This window comes from Stenotrophomonas sp. 71799_Sma (assembly GCF_056482505.1).
Genome location: NZ_CM151202.1, coordinates 3,622,455 through 3,647,991, shown reverse-complemented (window position 1 = coordinate 3,647,991; position 25,537 = coordinate 3,622,455). Strand labels below are relative to the sequence as shown.

The window sequence follows — 25,537 nt, the reverse complement described above, 5'->3', positions numbered from 1 at the left end:
GGCACAAAGAACAACGGCCCCTTGCGGGGCCGTTGCTGCATCAGCTGATCAGTGGATCGATCAGAACTTCTGCTTGTACTGCATGTACATGTAGCGGCCCGGCAGGTCGTACTGCGGGTCGAACATGTTGTACGAGGTGTAGTACGAAACCGGCGGGCTCTTGTCCCACGCGTTGTTCAGGCCGACCATGATGGTGCCCTTCCACGGCGTGTTGTAGCGGAACTGGATGTCGTGGTAGGTCGTGGCACCAATGTGGTTCGTTCCCTTCGCGCCATCAGAGCAGTATGCGAAGGTTTCCGGTTCCTTGACTGGATCAAACGGGCACGGTTCGGTCATGCCGGACTTGTAACGAATGCCGTAGTTGACCCCGAAGTCCCCGTAGGACCAGTCCACATACAGATTGGAACGGATGCGCCAGTACGGATCCTGGTCGAGATAGCGTCCCTGGCGACCCTCGATCGGAGCATCCTGAGTCGACTTGGTATCCCACTTGGACAGGTAGGTGCCGTCCAGAGTGATGGTGAACTGGCCGATCGAAGTTTCCGGCAACTTGTACAGGATGCCCAGATCCCAACCTTCCACCTTGTACGACGCCAGGTTCTGCAGCGGCATGTTGACGTTGGTGATGGTGTAACGCTGGTTGGTGCTGCCGTAGTTCGGGTCACGCGTGATCAGGCCGCAGTTGGCTGCCTGCTCCTGCGCGGTGCCGCCATAGCAACGATCCATGATGTCCTGGATGGCCGGACGGGTGATGGCGTCCTCGATCTTGATCTGCCACCAGTCCAGGGTCACGTTCAGACCCTGCACGAAGCTCGGGCTCCACACCAGGCCCAGCGTCTTGCTGGTCGAGGTTTCCGGCTTCAGGTTCGGGTTGGCCTGCCAGGTGAACGGCTCAGGAGTCTGCTTCGCACCACTACCAGCGCCCGGCTGAACGAAGCCGATCGGCACGCCCTCTGCCGCACATTGTGCCGCGATAGCGCCGGTACGGCGACCAGACGTTGAGGAGCACGGATCGATGTAGCTCTCGAACGAGTCAGCATCACCGCGATACAGGTTGTTGATGCTCGGGGCGCGGAAGCCTTCCGAGTAGTTACCACGCACCATCAGGTCGTCGATCGGCTTCCAGCGGAAACCGAACTTGTTGTTGGTGGTGTTGCCGAAGTTGCTGTACTTCGAGTAGCGGGTTGCCGCGCTGAAGTCGAGCAGCTTGGCGCCCGGCAGGTCAGCCAGCACCGGGATCGACAGTTCCAGGAAGAACTCGTCCAGGTCATAGCTACCCTTGGTGGGCGATGCTCCGTTGCCGGTGCTCAGGCCAGAGGCGATGAAGGCGTCCGGATCGAACTGACCGGTTTCCTTGCGATATTCGTAACCAGCTGCGAAGCCCAATGCACCCGCCGGCAGCTGCACGATTTCGCCGGAGATGTTGGCGTAATAACCCTTGGACACCAGGCTGGCGGAGTCATGCGCGGTGAACGAGGTGTAATCCAGTGCCTCCTGCGAGATCGAACCCATCCCACCCAGCGGATTGATCGGGGCGCAGCCCGGAATGATTGCGCCAGCGGAGTTGAGGCACACTGCCTTGCCATCGCGGATCGCCGAGGGACCATATGCCTCGGCCAGACGCTGCTTGTTGAACAGACCGTAGGTCAGATCGTTCTGGTCGGTCTTGTCGTAGCGGTAGCCGACATCCCAGTCGAAATTGCGGTCGGCGAATTCGAAGAAGCCCTCGAAACCACCGTAGAAGTGCCAGTTCTTGACGTTCTGGTTGAACGAACGTCCACCGGTTTCGTTGAAGCGGCGCGCGACGCCAGTCAGGTCAACGCCGTACGGATTGTACATGCTGCCCGCGCTGAGGCGCTGGCCGGTGACCGGCATGGCAGCCAGCAGCTGTTCGGACTTGCGTTCGTTGTACATCGCCTCGGTGCGGAAGGTGATGTTGTCGGTAACGTTGTAAGAACCCACCGCGAACAGCGAGGTGCGCTCGTTGGGGGTCAGCAGGTAGTTGTCCGGCGCGGTGTTGTAGCCGTGAACATTGGGATCGAACGGCGTTTCCACGCCGTTGAGGATGATGTAACGCTCGTCGTTACGCAGATACGAACCCGGAATACCGGTGCTGCTCTGGCCGCTGAAGAACGGCGGGCCACCGGCGGAGATCTTGCGATCGCCGGCCATCACGGCCTTTTCGTTGACGTAGGAGACGCCCAGCACCAGCGAAGCGCGGTCAGTGGTGGTGCCCAGAGTGAAGTCGGCCGCTTCGCGGTCGCCGTCACCGGCGCTGTACTGGCCCTTGTAGAAGTTGGCTTCCGCGCCATCGAAGTTCTGCTTGGTGATGATGTTCACCACGCCGGCGATCGCGTCCGAACCGTAGATGGTCGATGCGCCGTCCTTCAGGATGTCGATGCGCTCGATCATCGCGGTCGGGATGGTGTTCAGGTCGACGCTGCCATCCAGGCCGGTGGTCCAGCGACGGCCATTGACCAGTACCAGGGTGCGCTCGGAACCCAGGTTGCGCAGGCTTACGCCGGCAGAACCGTCACCGCCGTTGTTGTAGGTACGGTTCAGGGCGGCACCGTTGGCGGCAACGCGCTGCAGGATGTCGGCGACCGAAGTCACGCCCTGCTTGTCGATGTCGGCGCGGGTCAGGCTCAGGACCGGCTGCGAGGTTTCGATGTCGGTGCTCTTGATGCGCGAACCGGTGACCGAGATGCGGTCAAGGTTGGTCGCTTCCTGGGCCTGGGCGGTGGCAGTGGACGCCACACCGGCAACGAGCGCGACCAGAACGGCATCGCGCAGCTTGTTGGACTGGAAATTCATTGGCTCTCTCTCTCCAAGAAATCTTGGCTGGGTTAATGCCCGGCGGGGGAGCGAAAAGCGCTCCCAAATCGCGAGGCTGAGTCGATAGTAGCGGGCGCTCGCCAAGAATTAAAGCTGCGTTAATCAAGTCTATGATTTTGGTAAAAATGAAAATTGATGCACGAAATCAAGGGGTTGAATCGCAGGTGACATCAATCCGTCTCGTTTGTTAGCGCAAAGTGACGAAAAAAGTTTCCGTTGATGTGTATCGCAGTGTGTCGACGTGAATTGCGCGGTATCCAATTCGTCGAAAAGCGCTCTGCGTGTATCACGAACGCGCATACGCAACGGGCGCCTTTCGGCGCCCGGGAGAAGTCACTGCAGGAAGACCCAGGAGGTGGGGTCAGAGATCCTGTTCGTAACGCACATACGGCACGGTGCCGTCGTCATTGCTTTCATTGCGCGGGGAGAACGGATTCTTGCCGCGGCTGATCACGTTTTCGGCGCCAACGGTAAGTTGGCCAGACCACGGGGTACGCCAGGTCAGGCCGATGCCCAGGCCCTCCCACTTGCCGGGCTTGCCCGGCACGTCGATCACGCGGCCGATGATGCTGCCGGTGAAGTTGCCGTAGCCGGCGCCGATGCTCAGGCTCTTGCTGTCCCAGCGGTCGACGATGGACGGTGCGGCATCGGCCAGCGGTACCAGGCGGGCCTTGGCGTAGGTACCGGCGATCGAGACAAAACCCTCGCGGCCGATGTTCTTCTGCGCGAATACGGTCAGATCGTTCTGCTCGGCGCGCAGCGAGGGGGTCTTGTTCGGGCCGGACAGCCACGCCGGCAGCGTTTCACGGCCGGTGCCGGCGGTGATGCCGAGACGGCTGCTGCCGCGGTTCAGCGCGGCGGTACCGGTGAAGCGGCGGCTGTTGAGGTCGTCGTCGTCACCCAGGCTGGCCAGCATGCAGTGACTGGCCAGGCCGCTCATGCTGGTCCCGCTGCTGCTGTTGCAGAGCAGGCCCAGCGAATCGCCGGAGGACAGGCCGAAGGCCGCATCCAGCGAGTTGCGGCCGAAGTGCCAGCGGGCGCCGGCGGCCTGTTCACCGGTGGGCTCCAGGTACAGCAGGGCCTCGACCTTGCCGCTGCCCTTGTTCCATACCGGCAGCACGGTCCGGGTGTCCTTGCTCTGCGCGTGCACGCCCGTGATCGCGCCAAGGGCGATCAGCAGGGCCAGCGGTAGACGCAGGAAGGTACGCATCGGACCAGTTCAGACAGGGACGGACAACGGAAGTTCCCGCGGAGACGGGAACTTGATCCTAGGGTGTTTATGAATTCTTAACAAGCCTTGATCCCCCCAGATGCAAGACAAGCCGTTTACTGAAGCCGTTCAGGCGCCGGTACAGTCCCCTCGGCACCTTGGAACAGTATGCCGAACTCCGTCAAAGGAAAGTGATACTCCCGCCCGCAGAATTCGCAACGGACCTCGACGGCGTCGGTGTCCGCGGCTGCGGCACGGGCCTCGTCCTCGCCCAGCGACTGCAGCATCGACGCGACCCGCTCGCGGGAACAGGAGCAGGCGAAGGACAGCGGCTTGCCGCCCATCAGTTCCGGCTTCTCTTCGTGGAACAGGCGGTGCAGCAACTGCTCGGCCGGGGTCGCCAGCAGCTCGGCCTTGCCCAGGGTCTCGAACAGGGCGCTGGCACGCGCCCAGCCGTCCTCGTCACCCTCGTCGCCCGGCAGCTTCTGCAGCAGCAGGCCGGCGGCGCCGTTGCGGTCGGCGGCCAGCAGCAGGCGGGTCGGCAGCTGTTCGGACTGGCGGAAGTAGTCCTCGAAGGCCTCGTCCAGCTCCGGTGCGGTCAGCGCGACCAGGCTCTGGTAGCGCTGCGGCTCGCGCGGGTCCAGGCCCGGGTTCTCGATGGTGATCGCGAGCAGGGCGTCATCACCCAGGCTGGACAGGTCGCGCGGCGCATCGGTGCCCTCGCTGAGCTGGGCGATGCCGCGCAGGGTACCGGCAGCGGTGCACTCGGCAAACAGGGTGCGCAGCGCGGTGCTGCTGCGCAGCTGGATCGAGAGGCGGCCATCGATCTTGGTGTGGCCGGTGAACAGCGCCGAGGCCACGCAGGCCTCGCCGAGCAGTTCGGCGGCGGTATCCGGGTACTCGGCGTGGGACAGGATCTCCTGCCAGGTCGCCTGCAGGCGCACGTGGACGCCACGGACGCCAGCGTCGGGGAGCAGGAAGCGGATCAGGGAATCGGGGTTGGCGGTCATCGGCTCACATCGCGCGTAAACGAGGGCGGTTGCCGGATAATGCGCCGACAACCGGATAGAAGAAGGATGCACCAGTAATGGGGGCAGGGGGAGAGCAGCACAAGGTGGAGGCCATCGCGGAAGTCCCGCGCCGCAGGCGCTGGCGCTGGAAACGGCTGCTCTGGCTGCCGCTGCTGCTGGCCGCTTTCAGCTGCCTGCAGGTACTGGTGCTGCGGTTCATCGACCCGCCGGTATCCACGGTCATGCTGTGGCGCTATGGCGAGGCATTGGGGGAGGCCGACTGGTCCTATCGCCTGCATTACCAGTGGCGCGACCTGGACCAGATGGCAGCGAGCCTGCCGATCTCGCTGGTGGCCGCGGAGGACCAGCGCTTCCCCGACCACAATGGCTTCGACCTGCAGGCCATCGAGAAGGCCCGCGACCACAACGCCAAGGGCGGACGCCTGCGGGGGGCCAGCACGATCAGCCAGCAGGTCGCCAAGAACCTGTTCCTCTGGCAGGGCCGCAGCTGGATCCGCAAAGGCCTGGAAGTCTGGTACACGGTGCTGATCGAAGCACTGTGGCCGAAGGAACGGATCCTGGAGATGTACGCCAACATCGCCGAGTTCGGCGATGGCGTCTATGGCGCGCAGGCGGCGGCGCAGACGTTCTGGGGCAAGGATGCGTCCCGGTTGAGTCCGGCCGAGAGTGCACGGCTGGCGGCGGTGTTGCCGGCACCGCGGCGCTACAACGCGGCAAAGCCAGGGCCGTACGTGCAGCGGCGCGCGGCATGGATCCAGCGCCAGGCACGGCAGCTGGGCGGCGCGGCTTACCTGTCGGAAGACTGAGGACACCTGCCCTCGGGGCGGCAGGCCATGCACCTGCAGGCAACGTACAATCCGGGCATGAACCGCGAACGCCTTACTGTCGTCATCGCCGCCTACAACGAGGAGCAGGCGCTGCCGTGCCTGCATCCCCGCCTGTGTGCGGTGCTGGACGGAATGCCCGACATCGATGGCCACATCCTGTATGTGGACGATGGCAGCCACGACGGTACCTGGCAGGTGATCGCAGGATTGGCGCAGGACGACGCGCGCGTATCGGCGTTGAAGCTGTCGCGCAATTTCGGCAAGGAGGCCGCGCTGACTGCCGGCCTGGATCTGGTGCGCGACGGCGCGGCGATGATCCTGGATGCCGATGGCCAGGACCCGCCGGAACTGGTGCCGCAGTTCGTTGCGCGCTGGCGCGAGGGCCATGACAACGTCTATGGCACGCGCATGGCCCGCGATGGCGAAGCCTGGATCAAGCGCGCCACGGCGGCGGCGTTCTATCGGGTGATCGGTCGCCTGTCACGCACGCCGATCCCTGCCGACACCGGTGATTTCCGTCTGTTGTCGCCACGCGCGCTGAGTGCGCTGCGCGAGATGCGTGAACGCCACCGCTTCATGAAGGGCCTTTTCAGCTGGGTCGGATTCAAGCGTATTGCTGTGCCCTACCACCGTCACGCGCGGGTGGCCGGCTCCAGCAAGTTCAGCCTGTGGCGGCTGTGGAACTTCGCGCTGGAGGGCATCACCGGGTTCTCGACCGTTCCCCTGCGGGCGGCGACCTACATGGGCCTGGCAACGGCGGCGGTGGCCTTTGTATTCGGCGTGTGGGTGATTGCCAAGGCGGCCCTGTACGGTGACCGCGTGGCGGGTTGGCCGACGATGATGGCGGTGATCCTGTTCCTGGGCGGGGTGCAGTTGATCGCGCTGGGCCTGATCGGCGAGTACCTGGGACGGCTGTACGAGGAATCCAAGCAGCGCCCGTTGTACCTGGTTGACGCCTGGCTAGCATCCGCCGTGGCAGACTCGGCCCTGCAACCCACCCTCGGAGGGCAGGCAGATGACCACGGTACGGCAACTGTTGGACGGCAAGTCTCCTGAAGTACATGCGGTCGCGCCGGATGCGGCGGTGATCGATGCGATCCGGTTGATGGCGGAAAAGGGCATTGGCGCGGTGCTGGTGATGGACGGTCCGCGGCTGGTCGGGATCCTTTCGGAGCGCGACTACGCGCGCAAGATCGTGCTGCGTGATCGTTCGTCGCGGGATACGGCGGTGGCCGAGATCATGACGGCGAAGGTGGTGACGGTGTCGCCGGGCGAGCAGGTGGAGCACTGCCTGCAGCTGGTGACCGACTACCGCATCCGCCACCTGCCAGTGGTGGAGGGGGCACAGGTGCTGGGGGTGATTTCCATCGGCGACCTGGTGAAGTCGGTGATCGATGCGCAGCGGCGCGAGCTGGATCAGCTGCAGCAGTACATCGTGGCGGGGTGAGGTGTTCGCTGGCGGGCCTGCGGCCCGCCGGCCCGCTTTTCGAAGCCAGAGCCAGAGCTGAGGGCAGCGCCTTCCTGGTACGCCGGGAGGCTGAGGGCATGGGCGTGCAGGACACGCCGCAAGTACGTCCCTGTAGGCTCGATGGCGCCATCCATGGCGCCAACGGTCCTGCACGCCCATGCCCTCTGCCTCTGGATACATTGCCGCGAGCGCGGTGAGATTCGCCGCAGACGATCTGCTTTTGGTAGCTGCCAACCTTGGTTGGCAACAGCTTTTGAATTTGCTTTTCTCTTCTGACTTTGAATTTCCGCTCTCGTTCCGCGCGCGCTGGAAACTGTCCGGAGCCGGAGCAAGGCGGCAGGCAGGACCGTGAGGCGCATGGATGCGCCGACCGAGCCTACAGGGACGTATTTACGGCGTGTCCTGCCTGTCGCCTTGCTCCGGCTCTACGCGCGGAAAAACGAGGCGCCGCGAACAACGCTGTAACCCTACTTCGCATACTGCCCCCCGCAGTCGGCATCCTTGCCCGGCCCCAGTTCGATGGTCGCCAGCAACGCCGCCGGCGGGGCAATGCTGCCCAGTACCAGGGCCACCGCGCCACGAATCCCCAACGCCTTGAAGTCCGGGCGGAAGGACGGGTCCTTGAACGTGCCACTGATGTGCAGTGGAGAGCGCAGTACCAGAATGCTCTTGTCCTTCGGGCGCGGTTTCAGCAGCAGGTCCAGGGTCTCGTCGCGCAGGCTGACCGTGCCTTCGCCGATGAGGATCGTATCGGTGGTGTCCACCGCCAGCGCCTGGCTGGTCATCAGGCCGTCGCGCACGCCGAAGTCGGCGAAGGCGCAGCGCAGGGGAATCTGTTTGTCGCCGGTCACCAGGAATTTCAGCGATTCGGTGATGTCCAGCCCTGCCAGTTCCATCACCAGGTTGCCGACATGGCCGCGGCCCATCGCCAGGCCGACCTTGCCACTGCTGCTGCCGAGCATTGCGGCGATCGAGTTGCCGCGGCCGCTCAGGTCCACCTCGCCGCCGATGCCGCCCTTGGCCTGCTCGGCCAGTTTCGCGTCCGGAAACAGCTGGCTGAGCTGCACGCCGCGCACGCTGGCCTTCAGGGCGGTGCTGATCTGCGGACGGCGCGCGTCCATGCGGATCGTGCTGCGGATATCGCCTCCGGCCACGCCGAAGTTCAGCGGGTCCAGCCGCAGTACGCCGTCATCCAGCAACAGGTGTGCATCCATGTCATCCAACGGAAGCGATGGCGCGTTGATGCGGTGGGCCTTCCAGCGCACGTCGGCATCCATCGCGCGCAGCTTGCCGAGGTTGTAGGGCGTGTCGGGCAGCACGCGTGCGCGGGCGGCAACCCGTGCGGCCTCGGCCTTCTGTTCGGCGTTGGCGGTTTCGCCGCCGCCGGTTTTCGGTGGGGCACCGACGAAGCCGGCAAGGTCATCGAAGTCCAGGCGCTTGGATTCCAGCGTGGCGGTCAGCCGCGGCCGCGCACCGCCCACTTCGAACTGCAGATTGCCAACGAGGTCGCTGTCGCCGACCTTGCCGGTGAAGGCGTCGTAGTGCCAGACGTTGTGGTCGCGCTTGAGCCGGCCATTCAACGCATAGGGCGGCGACGGCGGAATGGCAATGCCGAGCAGCGGATAGAGGTCGGCGAGGTCCTGGCCACTGAGCGCAAACTGCAGATCGAACACGCGCAGCTGGAAGGGATTGGTCAGCGTGCCACTGGCTACCGCGTGGGTGGCGCCTGCTCGGCCATCGAGATGGATGCGGAACGGATGGTCGCTGTCGGTCAGCTCCAGCGGTGATTCCGTGCCGCCACGCAGGGTGAACGGATTGCCGTGCCAGTGTCCCTTGCCCTGTACCAGCAGCGGTGGCGCCGCATCGGCCTGTTTCGGCTGGCCGCTGCGCACGTCCACGCGGATATCGGTACGGCCGAGCGCGTCGAGGAACTGCAGGCGACCGTCATCGATGCGCAACCGTTTGAGCTGCGGGCTGGTCCCACCGGCGCTGCCACCGAGGAAATTCCAATTGCCCGGGTCGCCCTTGCGCGGCGCTGTTTCCAGCAGCACGTCCGGCCGGGTCAGGCGTACTTCGGGCAGCTGCACGCTGCCGCGCAGCAGCGGCCACACCCGCACGTCGATCTCGACGCGGTCTGCGGTGGCCATATCGGGTTGCTTCGCCCAGCTTACATTGGCGAAGGTGATCGCATCGGCGCGGATCGTACTGGTGCGGCCGAGGTCGACATCAAGGTTCCCGATGTGCAGCGCACGGCCGGTACGTGCCTGCACCGCACGCTCAACCGGCCCCTTGAACCAGTTCCAGTCCCATAACGCGATCAGCAGCAGGAGTGCCGCCAGCAGGAAGATCAGGATCGTGAGCCAGCGCCGGCCTCGTGGGCCGGGGCGGTGGAGGCGCCAGCGGGTCGTGCGCTTTGCGTCAGGGGAGGCGGCAGCATTCACGCCACCATGGTTGCCCCCTCTTCGTGGACAGGGCGCGAAGCGTCCATGTGCGTGGTGTGCACACGCCGCGTTCGAACGCTGGTTTACAGCACCTGCATGGTGACTGCGACGAAGTGGCAGACGCTGCCACCGATCACGAACAGGTGCCAGATCGCATGCGAATACGGGATCGATTCACGGTGGTAGAAGTAGGTCCCCAGCGTGTACGACAGGCCACCGGCGAACAGCCAGGTGAGGGTGCCGCCGTCGATCGAAGCCCACATCGGCTTGATCGCCACGACCACCAGCCAGCCCATGGCGATGTAGATCACCGTTGAGAGCACCTTGAAGCGGCCGGTGTAGAACAGCTTGAACACCACGCCGCCCAGCGCCAGCGCCCAGATCGCGGTGAACAGGCCCCAGCCCCACGGACCACGCAGGCCGATCAGGGTGAACGGGGTATAGGTGCCCGCGATCAGCACGTAGATCGCACAGTGGTCGAACACCTTCAAGCGGCCCTTGGCGACCGGATGCTGGATGGCGTGATACAGGGTGGAGGCGGTGTACAGCAGCAACAGCGCGATACCGAATACGATCGCGCTGGCCAGCTGCCAGCCGTCGCCGTAGATCGCAGCCAGGGTGATCAGCACCGCGCTGGCTGCCAGGGCGAACACCGCGCCCAGGCCATGGGTCAGGGCGCTGGCGATTTCTTCACGGATCGAAGCAATGGACGTCGTGGACATGGGCATGGGCATCGTTCACGGGGAGGGGGACCCGCGTCCCCCTATCATCGCCGCGATGGCCGCCGTGTGCACGCCCGTCACCGTATGGTGGGTGAATCCCTGCGTTGCGCCGATGAATCCGTGAGCGGTAGATCCACGCCATGCGTGGATGAACCACCCGCGACGGCCGGGGGCAGAGCCCTTTCCTTGCGGAAAGGGATCCGACCCGCTGGCATCAGCCCACCGAAACCGTATGCGCCGCTTCGCGGGTGGCCGAGAAGCGCACGTCCGGCGAGCGTTCCTGGGCCAGCTGCAGGTTGACCCGGGTCGGTGCCAGGTAGACCAGGTGGCCGGCTGCATCCAGCGCCAGGTTCAGCGCATTTTTCTCGCGGAACTCTTCCAGCTTCTTCTCGTTGCTGCAGTGGACCCAGCGCGCAGTGGTCACGCTGACCGGCTCGAAGGTGGCTTCCACGCCGTACTCGTCCTTCAGGCGGTAGGCGGCCACGTCGAACTGCAGCACGCCGACCGCACCCAGGATCAGGTCGTTGCTGGTCAGCGGGCGGAAGAACTGGGTCGCACCTTCCTCGGACAGCTGGGCCAGGCCCTTCTGCAGCTGCTTGAGCTTGAGCGGATCGCGCAGGCGTGCGCGGCGGAACAGTTCCGGGGCGAAGTTGGGGATGCCGGTGAAGGTGACTGCTTCGCCTTCGGTGAAGGTATCGCCGATGGAAATGGTGCCGTGGTTGTGGATGCCGATCACATCGCCCGGCCACGCCTCGGCGGCGATCTCGCGGTCGCTGGCCATGAAGGTCAGCGCGTTGGCCAGCTTCATTTCCTTGCCGGTGCGCACGTGGAAGGTCTTCATGCCGGCGCTGAAGCGGCCCGAGCAGACCCGCATGAACGCCACGCGGTCACGGTGCTGCGGGTCCATGTTGGCCTGGATCTTGAAAACGAAGCCGGTCAGCTTGTTCTCTTCCGGGGCGATCTCGCGGCCGGTGGTGGAACGCGCCTGCGGCGACGGGGCATGTTCGACGAAGAAGTCCAGCAGCGGTTGCACGCCGAAATTGTTCACGCCCGAGCCGAAGAACACCGGGGTCTGCTTGCCGGCGCGGTAGGCGTCCAGGTCGAACGGATGGCTGGCGCCCTGCACCAGTTCCAGTTCGTCGCGCAGGTCGGCCAGCATCTGTGCACCGATCTTCTCGGCCAGGCCGGGCGCATCGATGGACGGGAAGATGGTCGAGTCCTGGCGGGTGAAGTTGCGGCCCGGTTCGTACAGGTGCACTTCGCCGGTCAGCAGGTGCACCACGCCCTTCAGGCGCTGGCCCATGCCGATCGGCCAGGTCACCGGCGCGCACTGGATGCCCAGCACGGTTTCCACTTCATCCAGCAGCTCGATCGGGTCCTTGCCCTCGCGGTCGAGCTTGTTGATGAAGGTCATGATCGGGGTGTCGCGCAGGCGGCAGACTTCCATCAGCTTGATGGTGCGCTCTTCCACGCCCTTGGCCACGTCGATCACCATCAGCGCCGAGTCCACCGCGGTCAGAACGCGGTAGGTGTCCTCGCCGAAGTCGGCGTGGCCGGGGGTGTCGAGCAGGTTGACGATCTTGCCTTCGTACGGGAACTGCATCACCGAAGAGGTGACGGAGATGCCACGTTCCTTTTCCAGCGCCATCCAGTCGGAGGTGGCGTGGCGGGCGGCCTTGCGGCCCTTGACCGAACCGGCCATCTGGATCGCGCCTCCGAACAGCAGCAGCTTTTCGGTCAGCGTGGTCTTGCCGGCGTCAGGGTGGGAGATGATGGCGAAGGTGCGGCGACGCGACGCTTCGTTGGCGACTTCGGACATGGCAGTGGCGCCCGCCCGGGGCGCTTTTCAAAGAGATAAGCGCCCGATTATACCGGCCGGGGGCGGTCAGCGCCCGGTGCCGCCTTCGGCCTCGCCCTGGCGGGCGAACTGCAGCTGGCCCTGCTCGGCGAAGATCCGTGCCGGCACCGAGCGCAGGCCCATGCCGCGGTTGACCTGCACCACGAAGTGCAGGTGCGGCGCGCTGCTGAAGCCGCTGTTGCCGGACAGGCCGAGCGGCTGCCCGGGCCCCACCGCCTGGCCGCGACGCACGCGCATGCCGCCGGCCTGCAGGTGACCGTACAGCGCCATGCTGCCGTCGCTGTGCAGCACACGGATGAAGTTGGCGCGGGCACCATCACGTTCGCGGTCCTGGCCGTTGCCACGGAAGCCATCCTGGATCTGCATCACCGTGCCCTCGCGCGCGGCCAGCACCAGCGTGCCCTCCGGCAGTGCGAAGTCCACCGCGTCGCGGTTCTCCTCGTCATCGTGGCTGAACCGGCCCTGCGGCGCCTGGTCCACGCGCGGACGGGCCGCATCGAAAGGCAGGCGATAGGCGACATCTTCGGCCTGTGCGGCCGGGTTGCCCGGCACCGACTGCAGGCGCAGATCCAGCGTGCGGCCATCGAGCGGGGCGGGCAGGTGGCCGACCACCAGGCTGCTGTCGCCCTGGATCAGCGATTGCAGCGGCAGCCCTTCGACCGGGCGTCCGGGTGCAGCGCGCAGCTCGATCTGCAGCGGTCCTGCCAGCCCATTGTCGATCCGGGCCTGCCATTGCGTGCCGACCGGCTGCAGGCGCAGCCGGGCCATGGGGGCGGCGCCCTCGGCACTGCCAGCGTGGGTGGTTGGGGTGGCGGGGGAAACCAGTCCCCAGCCCTGGCGCCAGTCACCGGCGCTGGCCGTCGTGCTCGCCAGCAGGGACATCAGCAGGCAGGTCAGGGGCAGGCGCAGCATCAGTGGTTCCAGAGGGTAGGGACCGCCGGGACTGTAGCCGATCCTGAACAGGACGACCGCGACCGCCTTCGCATAGTCGCGTTGAAAATATTCATCGCTTTATCCGCATGAAGGGATTGACAGTGCCGGAAAGGGCTGGCATCGTGGCTCCACCATCGAGACCGGCAGAGGGACAGGCCCTTTGAAGCCGGGGCAGCCCGCGGATGCGAAAGCGTCTGCGTAGGTGCCAAATCCTGCGGGGACCGTGGCGTCCACCGAAAGATGGTTCGAACCATGCACCCCACGTGCATCTCGAACGCGGGCCCCGCGAAGGCTCGATGGCCGATTCCCCAACCGGATCCCGCCATGAGCTTCGCCGCCAGTACCGCCATTCGCCCCGAACCCTTTGTCCCCGTCAGCGTGCCGGTCGAAGACCGCGTGCATGCCGAGCGCGGTGAGTTCGCCGCGGTGCTGTCGATGCGTCACGCCGGCCCCAGCCCGGTGCGCCTGCGCTATGAGTGGGTCGGCCCGGCCAATGCGCCGGTGGTGGTGCTGGCCGGTGGCATTTCCGCCCATCGCCACGTGGCGTCCAATGCACAGTTCAGCGAGAAGGGCTGGGCCGAAGACCTGGTCGGCAGCGGGCGCGCGCTGGATCCGCAGCAGCTGCGTGTACTGGCCTTCGACTTCATCGGCGCCGATGGTGCACTGGATGTGCCGATCGATACCGCCGACCAGGCCGATGTACTGGCGCTGCTGCTGGACCATCTCGGCATCCGCACGCTGAAGGCGTTCGTGGGCTACTCCTACGGGGCGCTGGTCGGCCAGCAGTTCGCGATCCGCCACCGTGCACGCGTGCGCCAGCTGGTGCTGGCCAGTGGCGCGCATCGCCCGCATCCGTATGCCGCCGCCTGGCGCGCATTGCAGCGCCGCGCGGTCGCGTTGGGCCAGCTGCAGTGCGGCGAAGACCACGGTCTGGCGTTGGCCCGGCAGTTCGCCATGCTCAGCTACCGCACCCCGGAAGAGTTCGGCGAGCGCTTCGATGCCGCGCCGGAAGTGATCAATGGCCGCGTGCGCGTGGCCGCCGAAGACTATCTCGATGCGGCCGGTGCGCAGTACGTCGCGCGCACGCCGGTGACTGCTTACCTGCGCCTGTCCGAATCGATCGACCTGCACCGCGTCGACCCCACCGCGATCCTGCCGCCCACCGTAGTTGTCGCGGTGGAGGGTGACCGCCTGGTGCCGCTGGCCGACCTGGTCGGTCTGGTCGAAGGGCTGGGCCCGCGCGGCAGTCTGCGCGTGCTGCGCTCGCCCTACGGCCACGACGCCTTCCTCAAAGAAACCGATCGCATCGACGCGATCCTCGCCACCGCCTTCCGCACTTCTGGAGAGTCCGCATGAGCCTGCACGCAAACGAGCCGTCCTGTAGTCGCACCACTGCCGCCGTCCGTGCCGGCATCGATCGGGACACCGCGCATGGTGCGGTCACGCCGCCGATCGTGCTGTCGTCGAACTTCAGTTTTGAAGGCTTCGGCAACAAGCGCCAGTACGACTACACGCGCAGTGGCAACCCGACCCGTGACCTGCTCGGCGAGGCGCTGGCGGAACTGGAGGGCGGCGCCGGCGGCGTCATCACCGCCACCGGCATGGGTGCGATCAACCTGGTGTTGAACGCATTGCTGCAGCCGGGCGACACCCTGGTGGTGCCGCACGATGCATACGGCGGCAGCTGGCGCCTGTTCAATGCGCTGGCGAAAAAGGGCCACTTCGAACTGGTCACCGCCGACCTGACCGATCCGCGCGCACTGGCGCAGGCGCTGGCCACGCAGCCGAAGCTGGTGCTGGTGGAAACCCCGTCCAACCCGCTGCTGCGCATCACCGACCTGCGCTTCGTCATCGAGGCCGCGCACAAGGCCGGTGCACTGGTGGTAGTCGACAACACCTTCCTGTCGCCGGCACTGCAGCAGCCGCTGTCGTTCGGCGCGGACCTTGTGCTGCATTCCACCACCAAGTACATCAATGGCCATAGCGATGTGGTCGGTGGGGCGGTGGTCGCGCGCGATCCGGCGCTGCACGAGCAGCTGGTGTGGTGGGGCAACGCGCTGGGCCTGACCGGCTCGCCGTTCGATGCGTTCCTGACCCTGCGCGGCCTGCGCACGCTGGATGCGCGCCTGCGCGTGCACCAGGAAAACACCGCGTCGATCGTCGCATTGCTGGATCAGCATCCGGCGGTCGGCACGGTGTACTACCCGGGCCTGGCCGATCACCCGGGCCACGCCATCGCCGCGCGCCAGCAAAGCGGCTTCGGCGCGATGCTGTCGTTCGAACTGGCCGACTGCGAAGGCGATGATCCGCATGCCGCAGTGCGTGCCTTCGTCGATGGCCTGTGCTGCTTCACCCTGGCCGAATCGCTGGGTGGCGTCGAAAGCCTGATCGCGCACCCGGCCACCATGACCCATGCGGCGATGACCGCTGAAGCGCGCGCGGCCGCCGGCATCAGCGAAGGCCTGCTGCGCCTGTCGGTCGGCATCGAGGCCGAGCGTGACCTGCTGGCTGATCTCGGCGCAGCGCTGCAGCGCGCCGAAGCCGTGATCGATGCGGCTGCGCGCCGCAAACAGGTGGTGGATGCATGAGCGCGCTCGCCGCTGACATTCCTGCGCTGGGCGTGGGACGCCTGGCGCTGCTCGGCACCGGCACGGTGGGCTCTGCCTTCGTGCAGCGCTACCAGGCGTTGCAGGCACGCGGGTTGGAACTGCCCAGCGTGCAGTGGCTGGCCAATTCGCGCACCGCACTGGCGATCGACCGTGATCTGGCGTTGCCGCTGGAGCTGGCACGACGCGCACCGCGTGACGGTCTCAGCTCACCGCCATGGGCGAGCGCCGAAGGGCTGGAACGGGGTGACGTGGTGGTCGATGCCACTGCCAGCGAAGATGTGGCCGCACGTCACGTGCAGTGGCTGGCGCGTGGGGTGCACGTGGTCACCGCCAACAAGCTGGGCCGCGGTGCGCAGCTGGCACGTGCCACGGCCATCGCCGAGAGCTGCGCAGACAGTGGCGCACGCTATGGCGACAGCGCCACCGTCGGTGCCGGCCTGCCGTTGCTGAGCAGCCTGCGCGCGCTGGTAGCCGGTGGCGACCACATCCACGCCATCGAGGGCGTGCTGTCCGGCTCGCTGGCGTGGCTGTTCCATCGCTATGACGGCCAATCGCCGTTCTCGGCGGCGGTGCGCGAGGCGCTGGCGGCCGGTTATACCGAACCGGACCCGCGTCTGGATCTGTCCGGCGAGGACGTGCGCCGCAAGCTGCTGATCCTGGCGCGCAGCAGCGGGCTGGCGCTGGATGCTTCGCAGGTGCAGGTGGATTCACTGGTGCCTGAAGCGCTGGCAGCGCTGCCGCTGGAGGATGCGGTGGCCGCACTGGAGCAACTGGATGCGCCGCTGCAGGCGCGTTGGCAGCAGGCGCGCGACAATGGTCGTGTGCTGCGTTTCGTCGGCCGCGTTGATGGCGAGGGTGCGCAGGTAGGCCTGCGCGAGTTGCCGGCCGATCACCCCTTGGCGCAGGGCGCGGGCACCGACAACCGCGTGGCCATCCACAGCGATCGCTATCACCGCCAGCCGTTGCTGATCCAGGGGCCGGGCGCGGGTGCGGAAGTCACTGCGGCCGCGTTGCTGGATGACGTGCTGCGGATCGTGGGTTGATGTCCGTGCTGCTGCGCTCGCCGGGCCATGCCCGGCGGGCCCGCAATCTCAACGCGACCTCAACGCCTTCAACAATGCCGCATTGAACTGCTTCGGGTCCTGCACCTGCGGCGAATGGCCCAGTTCGGCGAACTCGACCAGCGTCGCGCCCGGAATGGCCGCGGCCGCTGCTCTGCCCAGCACCGGATAATTGCCCAGCGTCGCCTTCACCGCAGGCGGCGCCAGGTCACGGCCGATCGCGGTGCGGTCCTTCTGGCCGATGAACAACGTGGTCGGCACCTGCAGATTCTTCAGTTCGTAGACCACCGGCTGGTTGAACACCATGTCCGATGCCAGTGCCTGGCTCCACGCAACGACCTGCTTGCCCGGGCCTTCATACATGCCCGACTGCATCCGCGCCCACGGTTCATACGCCGGCTTCCATTTGCCGTCGTAGTACACGTCCAGCTGGTAGCGGCGGATGCTGTCATAGCTGATGTTCATTTCGCCGGCGTACCACGTGTCCACGCTGTGCCAGGGAACACCCAGCGCCTTCCAGTCTTCCAGCCCGATTGGATTGACCAGTGACAGGCTGCGCAGGTCCTGCGGGAACATCAGCGCGTAGCGCACCGCCAGCATGCCGCCCATCGAATGACCGACCAGGTGCACCGGTACATCACCCAGCTGCAGCTGTTGCAGCAGGGCATGGGTGTTGGCGGCCAGCTGCGCGAACGAATACTGGTAGCGTTCGGGCTTGCTGGATTTGCAGAAGCCCACCTGGTCCGGGGCGATCACCCGGTAGCCGGCGTTCAGCAGCGGCGCGATGGTCTGCTGCCAGGTGGCTGCGCAGAAATTCTTGCCGTGCAGCAGCACCACCACGCCGATGGCGCGGCGCTTGGGCAGGACATCCAGATAGGCCATTTCCAGTGGCTGCCGCTGCGACTCCAGTGCGAAGATCTTCACCGGATAGCCGTAGTCGAAACCCTCCAGCCGCGGCCCGTAGGTGGGCGCGGCCAAGGCAGGCAGCGGCAGGCAGGCAAGCAGGGCAGCAGCGATCACGCGCATGGGGCCAATCCGGGGCAGGGGAGCCCCGAGCCTAACCGGAACGCGGTGACGACGTCGTCCGATGTTGAGCCGGGCTCATGCCCGGCTGCAGGGTAGAGCCAGGCCATGCCTGGCTGCGGCCATCAGCACTCGATGACGTTCACCGCCAGGCCACCGCGGCTGGTTTCCTTGTACTTGTCCTGCATGTCGCGGCCGGTATCGCGCATGGTCTTGATCACCTTGTCCAGCGACACCTTGTGCTTGCCGTCGCCGCGCATCGCCATGCGCGAGGCATTGATCGCCTTCACCGCACCCATCGCATTGCGCTCGATGCACGGGATCTGCACCAGGCCGCCGATCGGGTCGCAGGTCAGGCCCAGGTTGTGTTCCATGCCGATTTCCGCAGCATTCTCGATCTGGCTCGGGTTGCCGCCCAGCGCCGCGACCAGGCCGCCGGCCGCCATCGAGCAGGCCACGCCCACTTCGCCCTGGCAACCCACTTCGGCACCGGAAATCGAAGCGTTTTCCTTGTACAGGATGCCGATCGCCGCCGAGGTCAGCAGGAAGTCGAACACGCGCTGCTCGTTGGCGCCCGGGCAGAAACGGTCGAAGTAATGCAGCACCGCCGGCAGCACGCCGGCTGCACCGTTGGTCGGCGCGGTCACCACGCGACCACCGGCGGCGTTTTCTTCGTTGACCGCCAGTGCGTACAGGTTGACCCAGTCCAGCGTGGTCAGCGGATCGCGCATCGCCGCTTCCGGCTTCGACGACAGCTCGCGGTACAGCGCCGGTGCACGACGGCCGACCTTCAGGCCACCCGGCAGCACGCCTTCCTCGCGGATGCCGCGCGCGACGCACGACTGCATCGCGCTCCAGATCTCGCGCAGGTTGGCGCGGATCTCGTCTTCGCTGCGCCAGCACTTCTCGTTCTCGAACATCAACTGGGCAATGCTCAGGCCGCTGCGTGCGGTCTGCGCCAGCAGCTCGTCGCCGCTCTTGAACGGGTAGGGCAGCGGGGTCTCGTCGGGCACGATGCGGTCATCGGCCGCGTCGTCCTGGTTGACCACGAAGCCGCCACCGACCGAGTAATAATCGCGGGTGGCGATCACTTCGTCCTCGGCGTTGTACGCGGTGAAGCGCATGCCGTTGGTGTGGTACGGCAGCTTCTGGCGCTTGTTCATGCCGAGGTCGCGCTTTTCGTCGAAGGCGATCTCGTGCTGGCCCATCAGCTGGATGCGCTTGCTGCTGCGGATGCGCTCCAGGGTGGCCGGGATGATGTCCGGGTCGATCAGGTTCGGCCGCTGGCCTTCCAGGCCGAGCAGGATCGCCTTGTCGGTGCCATGGCCGCGGCCGGTCAGCGCCAGCGAGCCATAGACATCGGCGCGGATGCGCGCGACCTCGTGCAGGCGGCCCGGATCGAGCAGCCAGCGATGGATGAATCGCTCGGCGGCCTTCATCGGCCCGACGGTGTGCGAGGAGCTCGGGCCAATGCCGATCTTGAAAACGTCGAACGTGCTGACAGCCATGGTTGCCGTACTGCGGGTACCGGAAGAGACCGCTATTCTAGCGGTTCACGCCGCACTTCAATGGCTGCGGCGCAGCATTTCCACCAAGGGGACCCTGCCGGTGTTGACTCTGTTCCAGCGTGACGACTGCCACCTGTGCGACATGGCGCTGGCCGAGCTGGCCAAGGCCCGGGCGCCGGAATTCGAATCGGTGTTCCTGGATGACCAGCCAGCGCTGGAATCGCGCTACGGCGCGCGGGTGCCGGTGCTGCGCGACGAGCGCGGCGACCGTGAGCTGGACTGGCCGTTCGACGCGGCTGCGGTTCAAGCCTGGCTGGCCGTCGAACGGTAGTGCCGGCCGCTGGCCGGCACCTACCCGCATCGGTGAGGTTGCCGGCCAGCGGCCGGCACCACCGGAGATGATGGCCGGGGCGGTGCCCCGGCCCGTTGATCATTTCGCGTCGAACTTCACGATCGTGCTGATCGCGGTTTCATCCGGGATGGTCTTGGTGTCGGCCCAGTCACCGCTGCCGACGCCGAAGTCCAGGCGCTTGACGGTGGCCTTGCCGGTCAACACCGGCTGGGTGCCCGGCTTCCAGGTGAAGGTAAGGGTGACCGGCTTGCTGACGCCGCGCAGCTCCAGCGTGCCGTCGGCGGCGAACTGGTCGTTGCCCACCGCACGGAAGCCCTTGGCGGTGTAACGCGCAGTGGCGAACTTGCCGACGTTGAAGAAGTCGGCGGTCTGCAGGGTCGAGTCGCGGTCGCTGTTGCCGCTCTTGGCACCGGCCAGCGGAATCACCACGTCCAGCGAACCGGCGGCCGGGTTGGCCGGGTCGAAGCTGAGCTTGGTGGCAAAGCCCGGGAAGCTGCCGGTGAACACTTCGCCGTCGTACTTGGTGGCGAACACCAGGATCGAGCCGGCGCCGGGGGCCTGCGCGTAGTCCGCAGCGAGCGCCGGGGCGGTGGCCAGCATGCCGGCCAGGGCGGCGGCCACGGCGGCCGGAGTGGTCAGTTTCAGGTTCATCGGTCAGTCCTTCTGAGGGGAGGCGAGCCAGCCGCGCGGCAACATGCGGGACAGCGTTGCATCGCGCTGGAACAGGTGGTGGTAGAAGGCAGCGCCGGCATGGGCCAGCACCACCGCGATCAACAGCCAGAAGCCGTATTCGTGGATGGCGTGGGACACCGCGACGACCTGCGGATCCGGGCCACTCAGCTTGGGCACATCAACCAGGCCGAACCAGCGGAACGGGCGCAGGCCACTGGCCGAGTCGTACAGCCAGCCCGACAGCGGGATGGCGAACATCAGCACATACAACAGCACGTGGGTGGCGCTTGCGATGCGCTCCTGCCAGCTGGGCACGCCCGGCACCGGCTTGGGGGCGCCGGCGTACAGGCGCCAGCCGAGGCGGAACAGCACCAGCGCCAGTACGGTGATGCCGATCGACTTGTGTGCGGTGTAGACCCAGAAGTACTTGGGCGTCTTGGGCAGTTCGCCCATGGTCAGGCCGACCACGCCCAGGGCGAGGATCAGCAGTGCGATCAACCAATGCAGGATCTGGCTGACACTCCCCCAGGCGGCGGGGGTGTTCTTGGCGGTCATGAAAGGTCCTCTAGCGGGCCGTCTTGGGGTCGGAGTGCGGAACGGGAGCGGGAGTTCCCGGGGCGTCGCTGCGGTCGAGGGTGGCTTCAGCCTCGATCCTCAGCTGTACTGCATCACCGATGACGCCCGGCCAGGCGGTGATGCCGAACGCGCGCCGGCTCAGCGTGGTGCTGGCGGAAAAACCGGCGGTGCGTCGGAACGGGGGAAGGGGGTAGCGCTTGATGGCGTTGAGGGTCACGTCCAGGGTGACTTCCTGGCTGACGCCGCGCAGGGTCAGGGTACCGATCACGTGCGCACGCTTGGCATCGATCGGTTCGACCCGGCTGGAGACGAAATGTGCCTTCGGGAAACGCTCGCCATCCAGAAGGCTGCGGGCCAGCGTGGCCTGGTTCCATTTGGCATCACCTAGGTCCAATCGCGACACGGGGACCTCGACATCCAGTGTGGCCTCGCGCCAGTTGTCGGGATCGAACTGCAGGCGGCCCTCACTGCCGGAGACCGTCCCCATCGCCTGCGAGTAACCCGCGTGGTCGATGGTGAACAGCACACGCGTATGCACCGGATCGAGGCGATAGGTATCTGCATCCGCCCAGGCGGGGGCGGTGGCGAGCAGCATCGGCAGCAGGGCCAGGCAGGGACGCATCGATGGCGGGCTCCGGAAGGGGGACGTTGCGATCATACGCACAGCCCCCCGCCAACGTTGCGTGCATGGCTGCAACAGTTCGTGGTGGGTCCACCGGTGGAAACAGGCTGTTGCAGCCATGAACCCGGCCCTGTGTGACAATCGGGACAGGACAGGGGGGTTCAGGATGACGAGCGGTTGGCGCCTGTGGTGCCGAGGCATCGCGGGAATGGGGCTGCTGCTGATGGCGTTCGCCACGGCGGCCACGGCCCTCGACATGGCGGAAACACCGCGCCTGCGCCGTTTCGGTGCAGCTGAAGGCATGCCCTCGCGCATGGTGCTGGCGCTGGCCGAGGACCGCCAGGGCCATATCTGGGCGGCCACCGATGGTGGCCTGGTGCGCTATGACGGCGGCAACCTGCGGGTCTGGGAACATGATCCGGAGCAGCCGGGCTCGCTGCCCGGCAACGAGATCGAGACCCTGCTGGTCGATCCCCTGGACCGCGTCTGGGTCGGCATCAATGGCAAGGGCGTGGCCCGGCTGGATGCCGACCGCGAACGCTTCAAGACCTTCGATGCGGTCAACGGCCCCTGCATGAGCCAGTTCTGGACGCTGGCCTACGCCGAGGATGCACTGTGGATCGGCACCAGTGGCCATGGCGTCTGCCGTTTCGGTGAAGACGGCAGCCTGCGCTTCTTCGAGCATGATCCGGCCCGTCCTGGCGGGTTGCCCAGCAATACCATCTACAGCAGCCTGGTCGATGCGCAGGGGCGACTGTGGATCGGCACCGAGGCGGGCATTGCGCGCTGGAACGGGACTGGATTCGAGGCTGTCGCGCCGCGCGAACTGGGGGCGCTTAGTGTATTGCGGCTGAGCCGCGACCCCGATGGCTCGATCTGGGCCGGCAGCCAGAATGACGGCCTCTACCGTATCGACGCGCAGGACCGGGTCAGCCGTCCGCGCTGGGCCGACAGTGCACACCTGCGTTCGGCACTGGTGCTGGCCGATCGCCAGGGCGGTTACTGGGCGGGCACCTCCGATGGCCTGTTGCGTGGAGATGCCAGCATGCTGCGGCGGCTCGACGGCGACCGCGGCAGTGGCTTCCTCACTGCCCAGAGCGGTGTGCTTGATCTGATGCAGGACCATGAGGGCGGATTGTGGGTGGCGCTGCTGACCCAGGGCCTGGCCTACCTGCCGCCGGACTGGCGCCGGTTTTCGATCTGGAACCAGCTTGACGGCAAGCCGCTGGACAGCCAGTACCTGCTGAGTGCAGCCAGTGATGGCCGGAATTACTACGTCGGCTCAGCGCATGGCGTGTACCAGCTGGACGCGCAGGGAGTACTGAAGTTGCTGGCCAGCGATCGCGAGATCGGCAGCGGGGCGGTGTGGTCGGTGCTGCCGCGGCCGGACGGGCGCCTGTGGCTGGGGCGTGCCGGCCGCATCAGCGTGTACGACCCGGCCACCCGCGCGCTGCACGATTGGCATATCGATGGGGGAGCCGATCTGCGCCAGCGCATCGATCTGATGCGGCAGGCCCCCGATGGCACGGTCTGGCTGTCGGTGATGAACCTGGGCCTGCAGCAGCGCAGCGCCGATGGCCGCGTGCTGCGTAGTTACCCGCTGGAGGATCTCCGCAAGACAGCCGATTCACCTGTCGAGCAGATCCGCTTTGATGCCCAGGGCAAGGCCTGGGTGATGGGCGACATGGGGATCTGGCGTGAACAGGCCGGGCGCTTCGAAGCGGTGCCGGGCGTTTCGCGCGGGTTGATCTACGATCTGGTGTGGGTGGATCCGCAGCAGCTGTGGCTGGCCCGGCAGGGGGCGCTGGAACGCTACCAATGGGATGGCATGAGCCTGCGCCTGATCCAGCGCATCGATGGCAGTGCTGGCGTACCCTCGGTCAGCATGGGAGGACTGGCGCTGGCCGAAGACGGCCGCCTGTGGGCGACCACGCCACGTGGCCTGCTGCGGTGGGACCCGAAGACGCGCCGCCTGCAGCAGTTCAACGAACGCGATGGCCTGCCCGACGCCGAGTTCACCAGCAGGCCGCCGGCGGTGAATGCCGATGGTCGCGTGCTCGCGGTGGCCCAGACCGGCCTGGTCGTGTTCGATGTGAATGCTGCCGATGCGGTGCTGCCGCCGTCGTCGCTGGTGATCGCCGAGGTCCGCGTGCGGCGCGATGATGCTCGCGGCTGGCAACCGCTGCCGACCACCGGCACGCTGTTGCTGGGGCCGGATGATCGTGATCTGCAGATCGATGCGCGACTGCTTTCCTATGCCAATCCGCAGGGCAACCGTTACCGCTTCCGGGTGCAGGGCTACGACCAGAACTGGGTGGAGCAGGGCGGTGACGGCCAGCGCACGCTGTCGCGGCTGCCGACCGGCAGCTACGTCATTGAAGTCCAGGCGGCAACGGCCAGTGGCACGTGGACGCCTTCACAGCGGTTGCAGGTGAAGGTGCTGCCACCCTGGTGGCGCAGCGGCATGGCGATCTTCGGCTACCTGCTGATCGGCTCGCTGCTGCTGCTTATCCTGGTGTGGTCGATCCGTGCGCGCCTGCGCCGCCGCCAGCAATGGCAGTTGACCGTGCACAAGCAGCAACTGGCAGAGCAGGCCTCTCAGGCCAAGAGCCGGTTCCTGGCCACGCTGGGCCATGAGGTGCGCACGCCGATGACCGGTGTGCTCGGCATGAGCGAGTTGCTGCTGGCCACCCCGCTGGATGCGGTGCAGCGCAGCTATGCAGGCTCGATCCAGCAGGCTGGCAGCCACCTGCTGCGGCTGGTCAATGACGCGCTGGATCTGGCCCGCATCGAGGCCGGCCGGCTGGAGCTGGACCTGCGACCATTCGATCTGGCTGGCCTGCTCGACCAGGTGCAGGCGTTGATGGAGCCGATGGCGAAGCAGCGCAACCTGGGGTTCCAGCGTGGGGGCGATCCGCCGGGGCCGATCAGCGTCAGCGGCGACGAGATGCGCGTGCGGCAGATCCTGCTCAACCTGCTGGGCAATGCAATCAAGTTCACCGAGCGCGGGCACGTCGGCCTGGCCGTGCGCCTGGAAGAGAACGGTGGCGGACTCTGCTTCGAAGTGCATGACACCGGCCCGGGCATCAACGCCGAACAGCAGGACCGCCTGTTCCATCGCTTCGAACAGGCGGACGGCCCGCGCACCGCGTCGCGCTATGGCGGCAGCGGGTTGGGCCTGGCGATCTGCCAGGAGCTGGCCGTAGCCATGAACGGACGCATCGAAGTGGACAGCCAGCCGGGCAAGGGCGCGCGATTCCGGGTGTGGTTGCCGCTGCCCTGGATCCGGCAGGCCGCCAATGCGCCGGGCGACTCGCCGGTGCTGCCGGTGCTGCCGCCGCTGCGCATCCTGCTGGTGGAAGATGACGCGACCGTGGCCGAGGTCATCGCCGGCCTGCTGCGTGGCCGTGGCCACGACGTGGTGCACGTGCTGCATGGCCTGGGCGCGCTTTCGGAGATTGCCACCGATGGTTTTGACGTGGGCCTGCTCGATCTCGATCTGCCCGCGCTGGACGGCACCGCCATCGCTCGCCAGCTGCGCACCATGGGCTATGAACTCCCCTTGGTGGCGGTCACCGCGCGCTCCGATGCCTACGCCGAGACCCAGGTCCTGGCGGCCGGGTTCGATGGCTTCCTGCGCAAGCCGGTGACCGGTGACATGCTGGTGACTGCCATTGCCCAGGCGCGCGCAAAACGACAAGCCGCCCTTTGAATGCGCCAGCGCCGGGCGTGAACGGCGCGACTTTCGGTTTACCATGCCGACGCCCGTAGTGCGGGAATCATCAGAAG

At 66.4% G+C, this 25,537-nt stretch carries 20 protein-coding genes and 1 riboswitch; of the genes, 8 read left to right on the top strand and 12 right to left on the bottom strand.

From position 1 onward, the window contains the following. Positions 1 to 60 precede the first annotated feature (60 nt). The 3 genes from ACZK4Z_RS16965 to hslO all read right to left on the bottom strand — a co-directional run bounded on the left by ACZK4Z_RS16965 (position 61) and on the right by hslO (position 5,055). Positions 61 to 2,814, bottom strand: coding sequence for a TonB-dependent receptor plug domain-containing protein (locus ACZK4Z_RS16965; protein ID WP_049401415.1), 2,754 nt, complete (start codon positions 2,812 to 2,814; stop codon positions 61 to 63). Between the two features lie 382 nt (positions 2,815 to 3,196). Continuing rightward, positions 3,197 to 4,045, bottom strand: coding sequence for an XOO1806 family protein (locus ACZK4Z_RS16960; protein ID WP_049420960.1), 849 nt, complete (start codon positions 4,043 to 4,045; stop codon positions 3,197 to 3,199). A gap of 116 nt (positions 4,046 to 4,161) precedes the next feature. Further along, positions 4,162 to 5,055 carry an Hsp33 family molecular chaperone HslO gene (hslO, locus tag ACZK4Z_RS16955; RefSeq protein WP_478450935.1) on the bottom strand — a complete coding sequence of 298 codons (894 nt, stop codon included), beginning with the start codon at positions 5,053 to 5,055 and terminating at the stop codon, positions 4,162 to 4,164. A gap of 77 nt (positions 5,056 to 5,132) precedes the next feature. Between hslO and mtgA the strand changes: the two genes are divergently transcribed. Genes mtgA through ACZK4Z_RS16940 form a run of 3 tightly spaced genes read left to right on the top strand, consistent with a single transcriptional unit; the run spans position 5,133 to position 7,350 of the window. Then, the gene (gene mtgA / locus ACZK4Z_RS16950) at positions 5,133 to 5,882 is read left to right on the top strand and encodes a monofunctional biosynthetic peptidoglycan transglycosylase (protein ID WP_032130069.1); all 750 of its coding nucleotides are present in this window, start codon (positions 5,133 to 5,135) and stop codon (positions 5,880 to 5,882) included. Positions 5,883 to 5,939: 57 nt separating this feature from the next. Continuing rightward, positions 5,940 to 6,959 (top strand): glycosyltransferase family 2 protein, encoded by a 1,020-nt coding sequence (locus ACZK4Z_RS16945; RefSeq protein ID WP_032130071.1) that lies wholly within the window; start codon positions 5,940 to 5,942, stop codon positions 6,957 to 6,959. Beyond that, positions 6,919 to 7,350 (top strand): CBS domain-containing protein, encoded by a 432-nt coding sequence (locus ACZK4Z_RS16940; protein WP_019336409.1) that lies wholly within the window; start codon positions 6,919 to 6,921, stop codon positions 7,348 to 7,350. Before ACZK4Z_RS16945 ends, ACZK4Z_RS16940 begins: the two co-directional genes overlap by 41 nt. Positions 7,351 to 7,838: 488 nt before the next feature. On the opposite strand, the gene ACZK4Z_RS16935 is transcribed toward ACZK4Z_RS16940, so the two are convergent. The 4 genes from ACZK4Z_RS16935 to ACZK4Z_RS16920 all read right to left on the bottom strand — a co-directional run bounded on the left by ACZK4Z_RS16935 (position 7,839) and on the right by ACZK4Z_RS16920 (position 13,304). Continuing rightward, the gene (locus ACZK4Z_RS16935; protein WP_478450934.1) at positions 7,839 to 9,812 is read right to left on the bottom strand and encodes an AsmA family protein; all 1,974 of its coding nucleotides are present in this window, start codon (positions 9,810 to 9,812) and stop codon (positions 7,839 to 7,841) included. Positions 9,813 to 9,895: 83 nt separating this feature from the next. Continuing rightward, positions 9,896 to 10,534, bottom strand: coding sequence for a PAQR family membrane homeostasis protein TrhA (gene trhA, locus ACZK4Z_RS16930; protein WP_005410682.1), 639 nt, complete (start codon positions 10,532 to 10,534; stop codon positions 9,896 to 9,898). A gap of 214 nt (positions 10,535 to 10,748) precedes the next feature. Further along, positions 10,749 to 12,353: a peptide chain release factor 3 gene (locus tag ACZK4Z_RS16925; protein ID WP_014038155.1), complete on the bottom strand. Its 1,605-nt coding sequence runs from the start codon at positions 12,351 to 12,353 to the stop codon at positions 10,749 to 10,751. A 66-nt stretch (positions 12,354 to 12,419) separates the two neighbouring features. Continuing rightward, positions 12,420 to 13,304, bottom strand: a complete 885-nt coding sequence (locus ACZK4Z_RS16920; protein ID WP_478450933.1) for a M23 family metallopeptidase — start codon at positions 13,302 to 13,304, stop codon at positions 12,420 to 12,422. A gap of 149 nt (positions 13,305 to 13,453) precedes the next feature. Beyond that, a riboswitch (SAM riboswitch) is annotated at positions 13,454 to 13,572 on the top strand. 77 nt (positions 13,573 to 13,649) lie between these two features. Here ACZK4Z_RS16920 and metX point away from each other — a divergent pair. The 3 genes from metX to ACZK4Z_RS16905 are packed head-to-tail and all read left to right on the top strand — an operon-like array spanning position 13,650 to position 16,977. Next, entirely contained in the window at positions 13,650 to 14,681 is a 1,032-nt protein-coding gene (metX, locus tag ACZK4Z_RS16915) for a homoserine O-succinyltransferase MetX (protein ID WP_478450932.1), read from the top strand. Continuing rightward, on the top strand, positions 14,678 to 15,913 hold the full coding sequence (locus ACZK4Z_RS16910) for an O-succinylhomoserine (thiol)-lyase (RefSeq protein WP_478450931.1): 1,236 nt from the start codon (positions 14,678 to 14,680) through the stop codon (positions 15,911 to 15,913). Before metX ends, ACZK4Z_RS16910 begins: the two co-directional genes overlap by 4 nt. Further along, positions 15,910 to 16,977 (top strand): homoserine dehydrogenase family protein, encoded by a 1,068-nt coding sequence (locus tag ACZK4Z_RS16905; RefSeq protein WP_049420952.1) that lies wholly within the window; start codon positions 15,910 to 15,912, stop codon positions 16,975 to 16,977. The genes ACZK4Z_RS16910 and ACZK4Z_RS16905 overlap by 4 nt, the downstream gene beginning before the upstream one ends. Before the next feature lie 48 nt (positions 16,978 to 17,025). On the opposite strand, the gene ACZK4Z_RS16900 is transcribed toward ACZK4Z_RS16905, so the two are convergent. Both ACZK4Z_RS16900 and ACZK4Z_RS16895 read right to left on the bottom strand, forming a co-directional pair. Continuing rightward, the gene (locus tag ACZK4Z_RS16900) at positions 17,026 to 18,021 is read right to left on the bottom strand and encodes an alpha/beta fold hydrolase (protein WP_478450930.1); all 996 of its coding nucleotides are present in this window, start codon (positions 18,019 to 18,021) and stop codon (positions 17,026 to 17,028) included. Between the two features lie 122 nt (positions 18,022 to 18,143). Next, a complete protein-coding gene (locus tag ACZK4Z_RS16895; RefSeq protein WP_024956918.1) occupies positions 18,144 to 19,526 on the bottom strand; it encodes an L-serine ammonia-lyase in 1,383 nt (460 codons plus the stop codon). A gap of 100 nt (positions 19,527 to 19,626) precedes the next feature. Here ACZK4Z_RS16895 and ACZK4Z_RS16890 point away from each other — a divergent pair, with 100 nt between their 5' ends. Next, positions 19,627 to 19,857: a glutaredoxin family protein gene (locus ACZK4Z_RS16890; protein ID WP_032127830.1), complete on the top strand. Its 231-nt coding sequence runs from the start codon at positions 19,627 to 19,629 to the stop codon at positions 19,855 to 19,857. Positions 19,858 to 19,956: 99 nt separating this feature from the next. Here ACZK4Z_RS16890 and ACZK4Z_RS16885 read toward each other — a convergent pair whose 3' ends face one another. The 3 genes from ACZK4Z_RS16885 to ACZK4Z_RS16875 are packed head-to-tail and all read right to left on the bottom strand — an operon-like array spanning position 19,957 to position 21,748. Next, the gene (locus tag ACZK4Z_RS16885; RefSeq protein ID WP_010482754.1) at positions 19,957 to 20,529 is read right to left on the bottom strand and encodes a YceI family protein; all 573 of its coding nucleotides are present in this window, start codon (positions 20,527 to 20,529) and stop codon (positions 19,957 to 19,959) included. Positions 20,530 to 20,532: 3 nt separating this feature from the next. Further along, entirely contained in the window at positions 20,533 to 21,105 is a 573-nt protein-coding gene (locus ACZK4Z_RS16880) for a cytochrome b (protein ID WP_005410672.1), read from the bottom strand. A 10-nt stretch (positions 21,106 to 21,115) separates the two neighbouring features. Next, complete coding sequence (locus tag ACZK4Z_RS16875; protein ID WP_032127796.1) at positions 21,116 to 21,748, bottom strand: YceI family protein; 633 nt, start codon at positions 21,746 to 21,748, stop codon at positions 21,116 to 21,118. 166 nt (positions 21,749 to 21,914) lie between these two features. On the opposite strand from ACZK4Z_RS16875, the gene ACZK4Z_RS16870 reads away from it, so the two are divergent. Next, positions 21,915 to 25,460, top strand: coding sequence for a hybrid sensor histidine kinase/response regulator (locus ACZK4Z_RS16870; protein ID WP_478450929.1), 3,546 nt, complete (start codon positions 21,915 to 21,917; stop codon positions 25,458 to 25,460). Positions 25,461 to 25,537 lie beyond the last annotated feature (77 nt).

Coding starts and splice junctions, on each gene's coding strand:
- ACZK4Z_RS16965 (WP_049401415.1), bottom strand. CDS start 2,814: ATGAATTTCCAGTCCAACAAGCTGCGCGATGCCGTTCTGGTCGCGCTC.
- ACZK4Z_RS16960 (WP_049420960.1), bottom strand. CDS start 4,045: ATGCGTACCTTCCTGCGTCTACCGCTGGCCCTGCTGATCGCCCTTGGC.
- hslO (WP_478450935.1), bottom strand. CDS start 5,055: ATGACCGCCAACCCCGATTCCCTGATCCGCTTCCTGCTCCCCGACGCT.
- mtgA (WP_032130069.1), top strand. CDS start 5,133: ATGGGGGCAGGGGGAGAGCAGCACAAGGTGGAGGCCATCGCGGAAGTC.
- ACZK4Z_RS16945 (WP_032130071.1), top strand. CDS start 5,940: ATGAACCGCGAACGCCTTACTGTCGTCATCGCCGCCTACAACGAGGAG.
- ACZK4Z_RS16940 (WP_019336409.1), top strand. CDS start 6,919: ATGACCACGGTACGGCAACTGTTGGACGGCAAGTCTCCTGAAGTACAT.
- trhA (WP_005410682.1), bottom strand. CDS start 10,534: ATGTCCACGACGTCCATTGCTTCGATCCGTGAAGAAATCGCCAGCGCC.
- ACZK4Z_RS16925 (WP_014038155.1), bottom strand. CDS start 12,353: ATGTCCGAAGTCGCCAACGAAGCGTCGCGTCGCCGCACCTTCGCCATC.
- ACZK4Z_RS16920 (WP_478450933.1), bottom strand. CDS start 13,304: ATGCTGCGCCTGCCCCTGACCTGCCTGCTGATGTCCCTGCTGGCGAGC.
- metX (WP_478450932.1), top strand. CDS start 13,650: ATGAGCTTCGCCGCCAGTACCGCCATTCGCCCCGAACCCTTTGTCCCC.
- ACZK4Z_RS16910 (WP_478450931.1), top strand. CDS start 14,678: ATGAGCCTGCACGCAAACGAGCCGTCCTGTAGTCGCACCACTGCCGCC.
- ACZK4Z_RS16905 (WP_049420952.1), top strand. CDS start 15,910: ATGAGCGCGCTCGCCGCTGACATTCCTGCGCTGGGCGTGGGACGCCTG.
- ACZK4Z_RS16900 (WP_478450930.1), bottom strand. CDS start 18,021: ATGCGCGTGATCGCTGCTGCCCTGCTTGCCTGCCTGCCGCTGCCTGCC.
- ACZK4Z_RS16895 (WP_024956918.1), bottom strand. CDS start 19,526: ATGGCTGTCAGCACGTTCGACGTTTTCAAGATCGGCATTGGCCCGAGC.
- ACZK4Z_RS16885 (WP_010482754.1), bottom strand. CDS start 20,529: ATGAACCTGAAACTGACCACTCCGGCCGCCGTGGCCGCCGCCCTGGCC.
- ACZK4Z_RS16880 (WP_005410672.1), bottom strand. CDS start 21,105: ATGACCGCCAAGAACACCCCCGCCGCCTGGGGGAGTGTCAGCCAGATC.
- ACZK4Z_RS16875 (WP_032127796.1), bottom strand. CDS start 21,748: ATGCGTCCCTGCCTGGCCCTGCTGCCGATGCTGCTCGCCACCGCCCCC.
- ACZK4Z_RS16870 (WP_478450929.1), top strand. CDS start 21,915: ATGACGAGCGGTTGGCGCCTGTGGTGCCGAGGCATCGCGGGAATGGGG.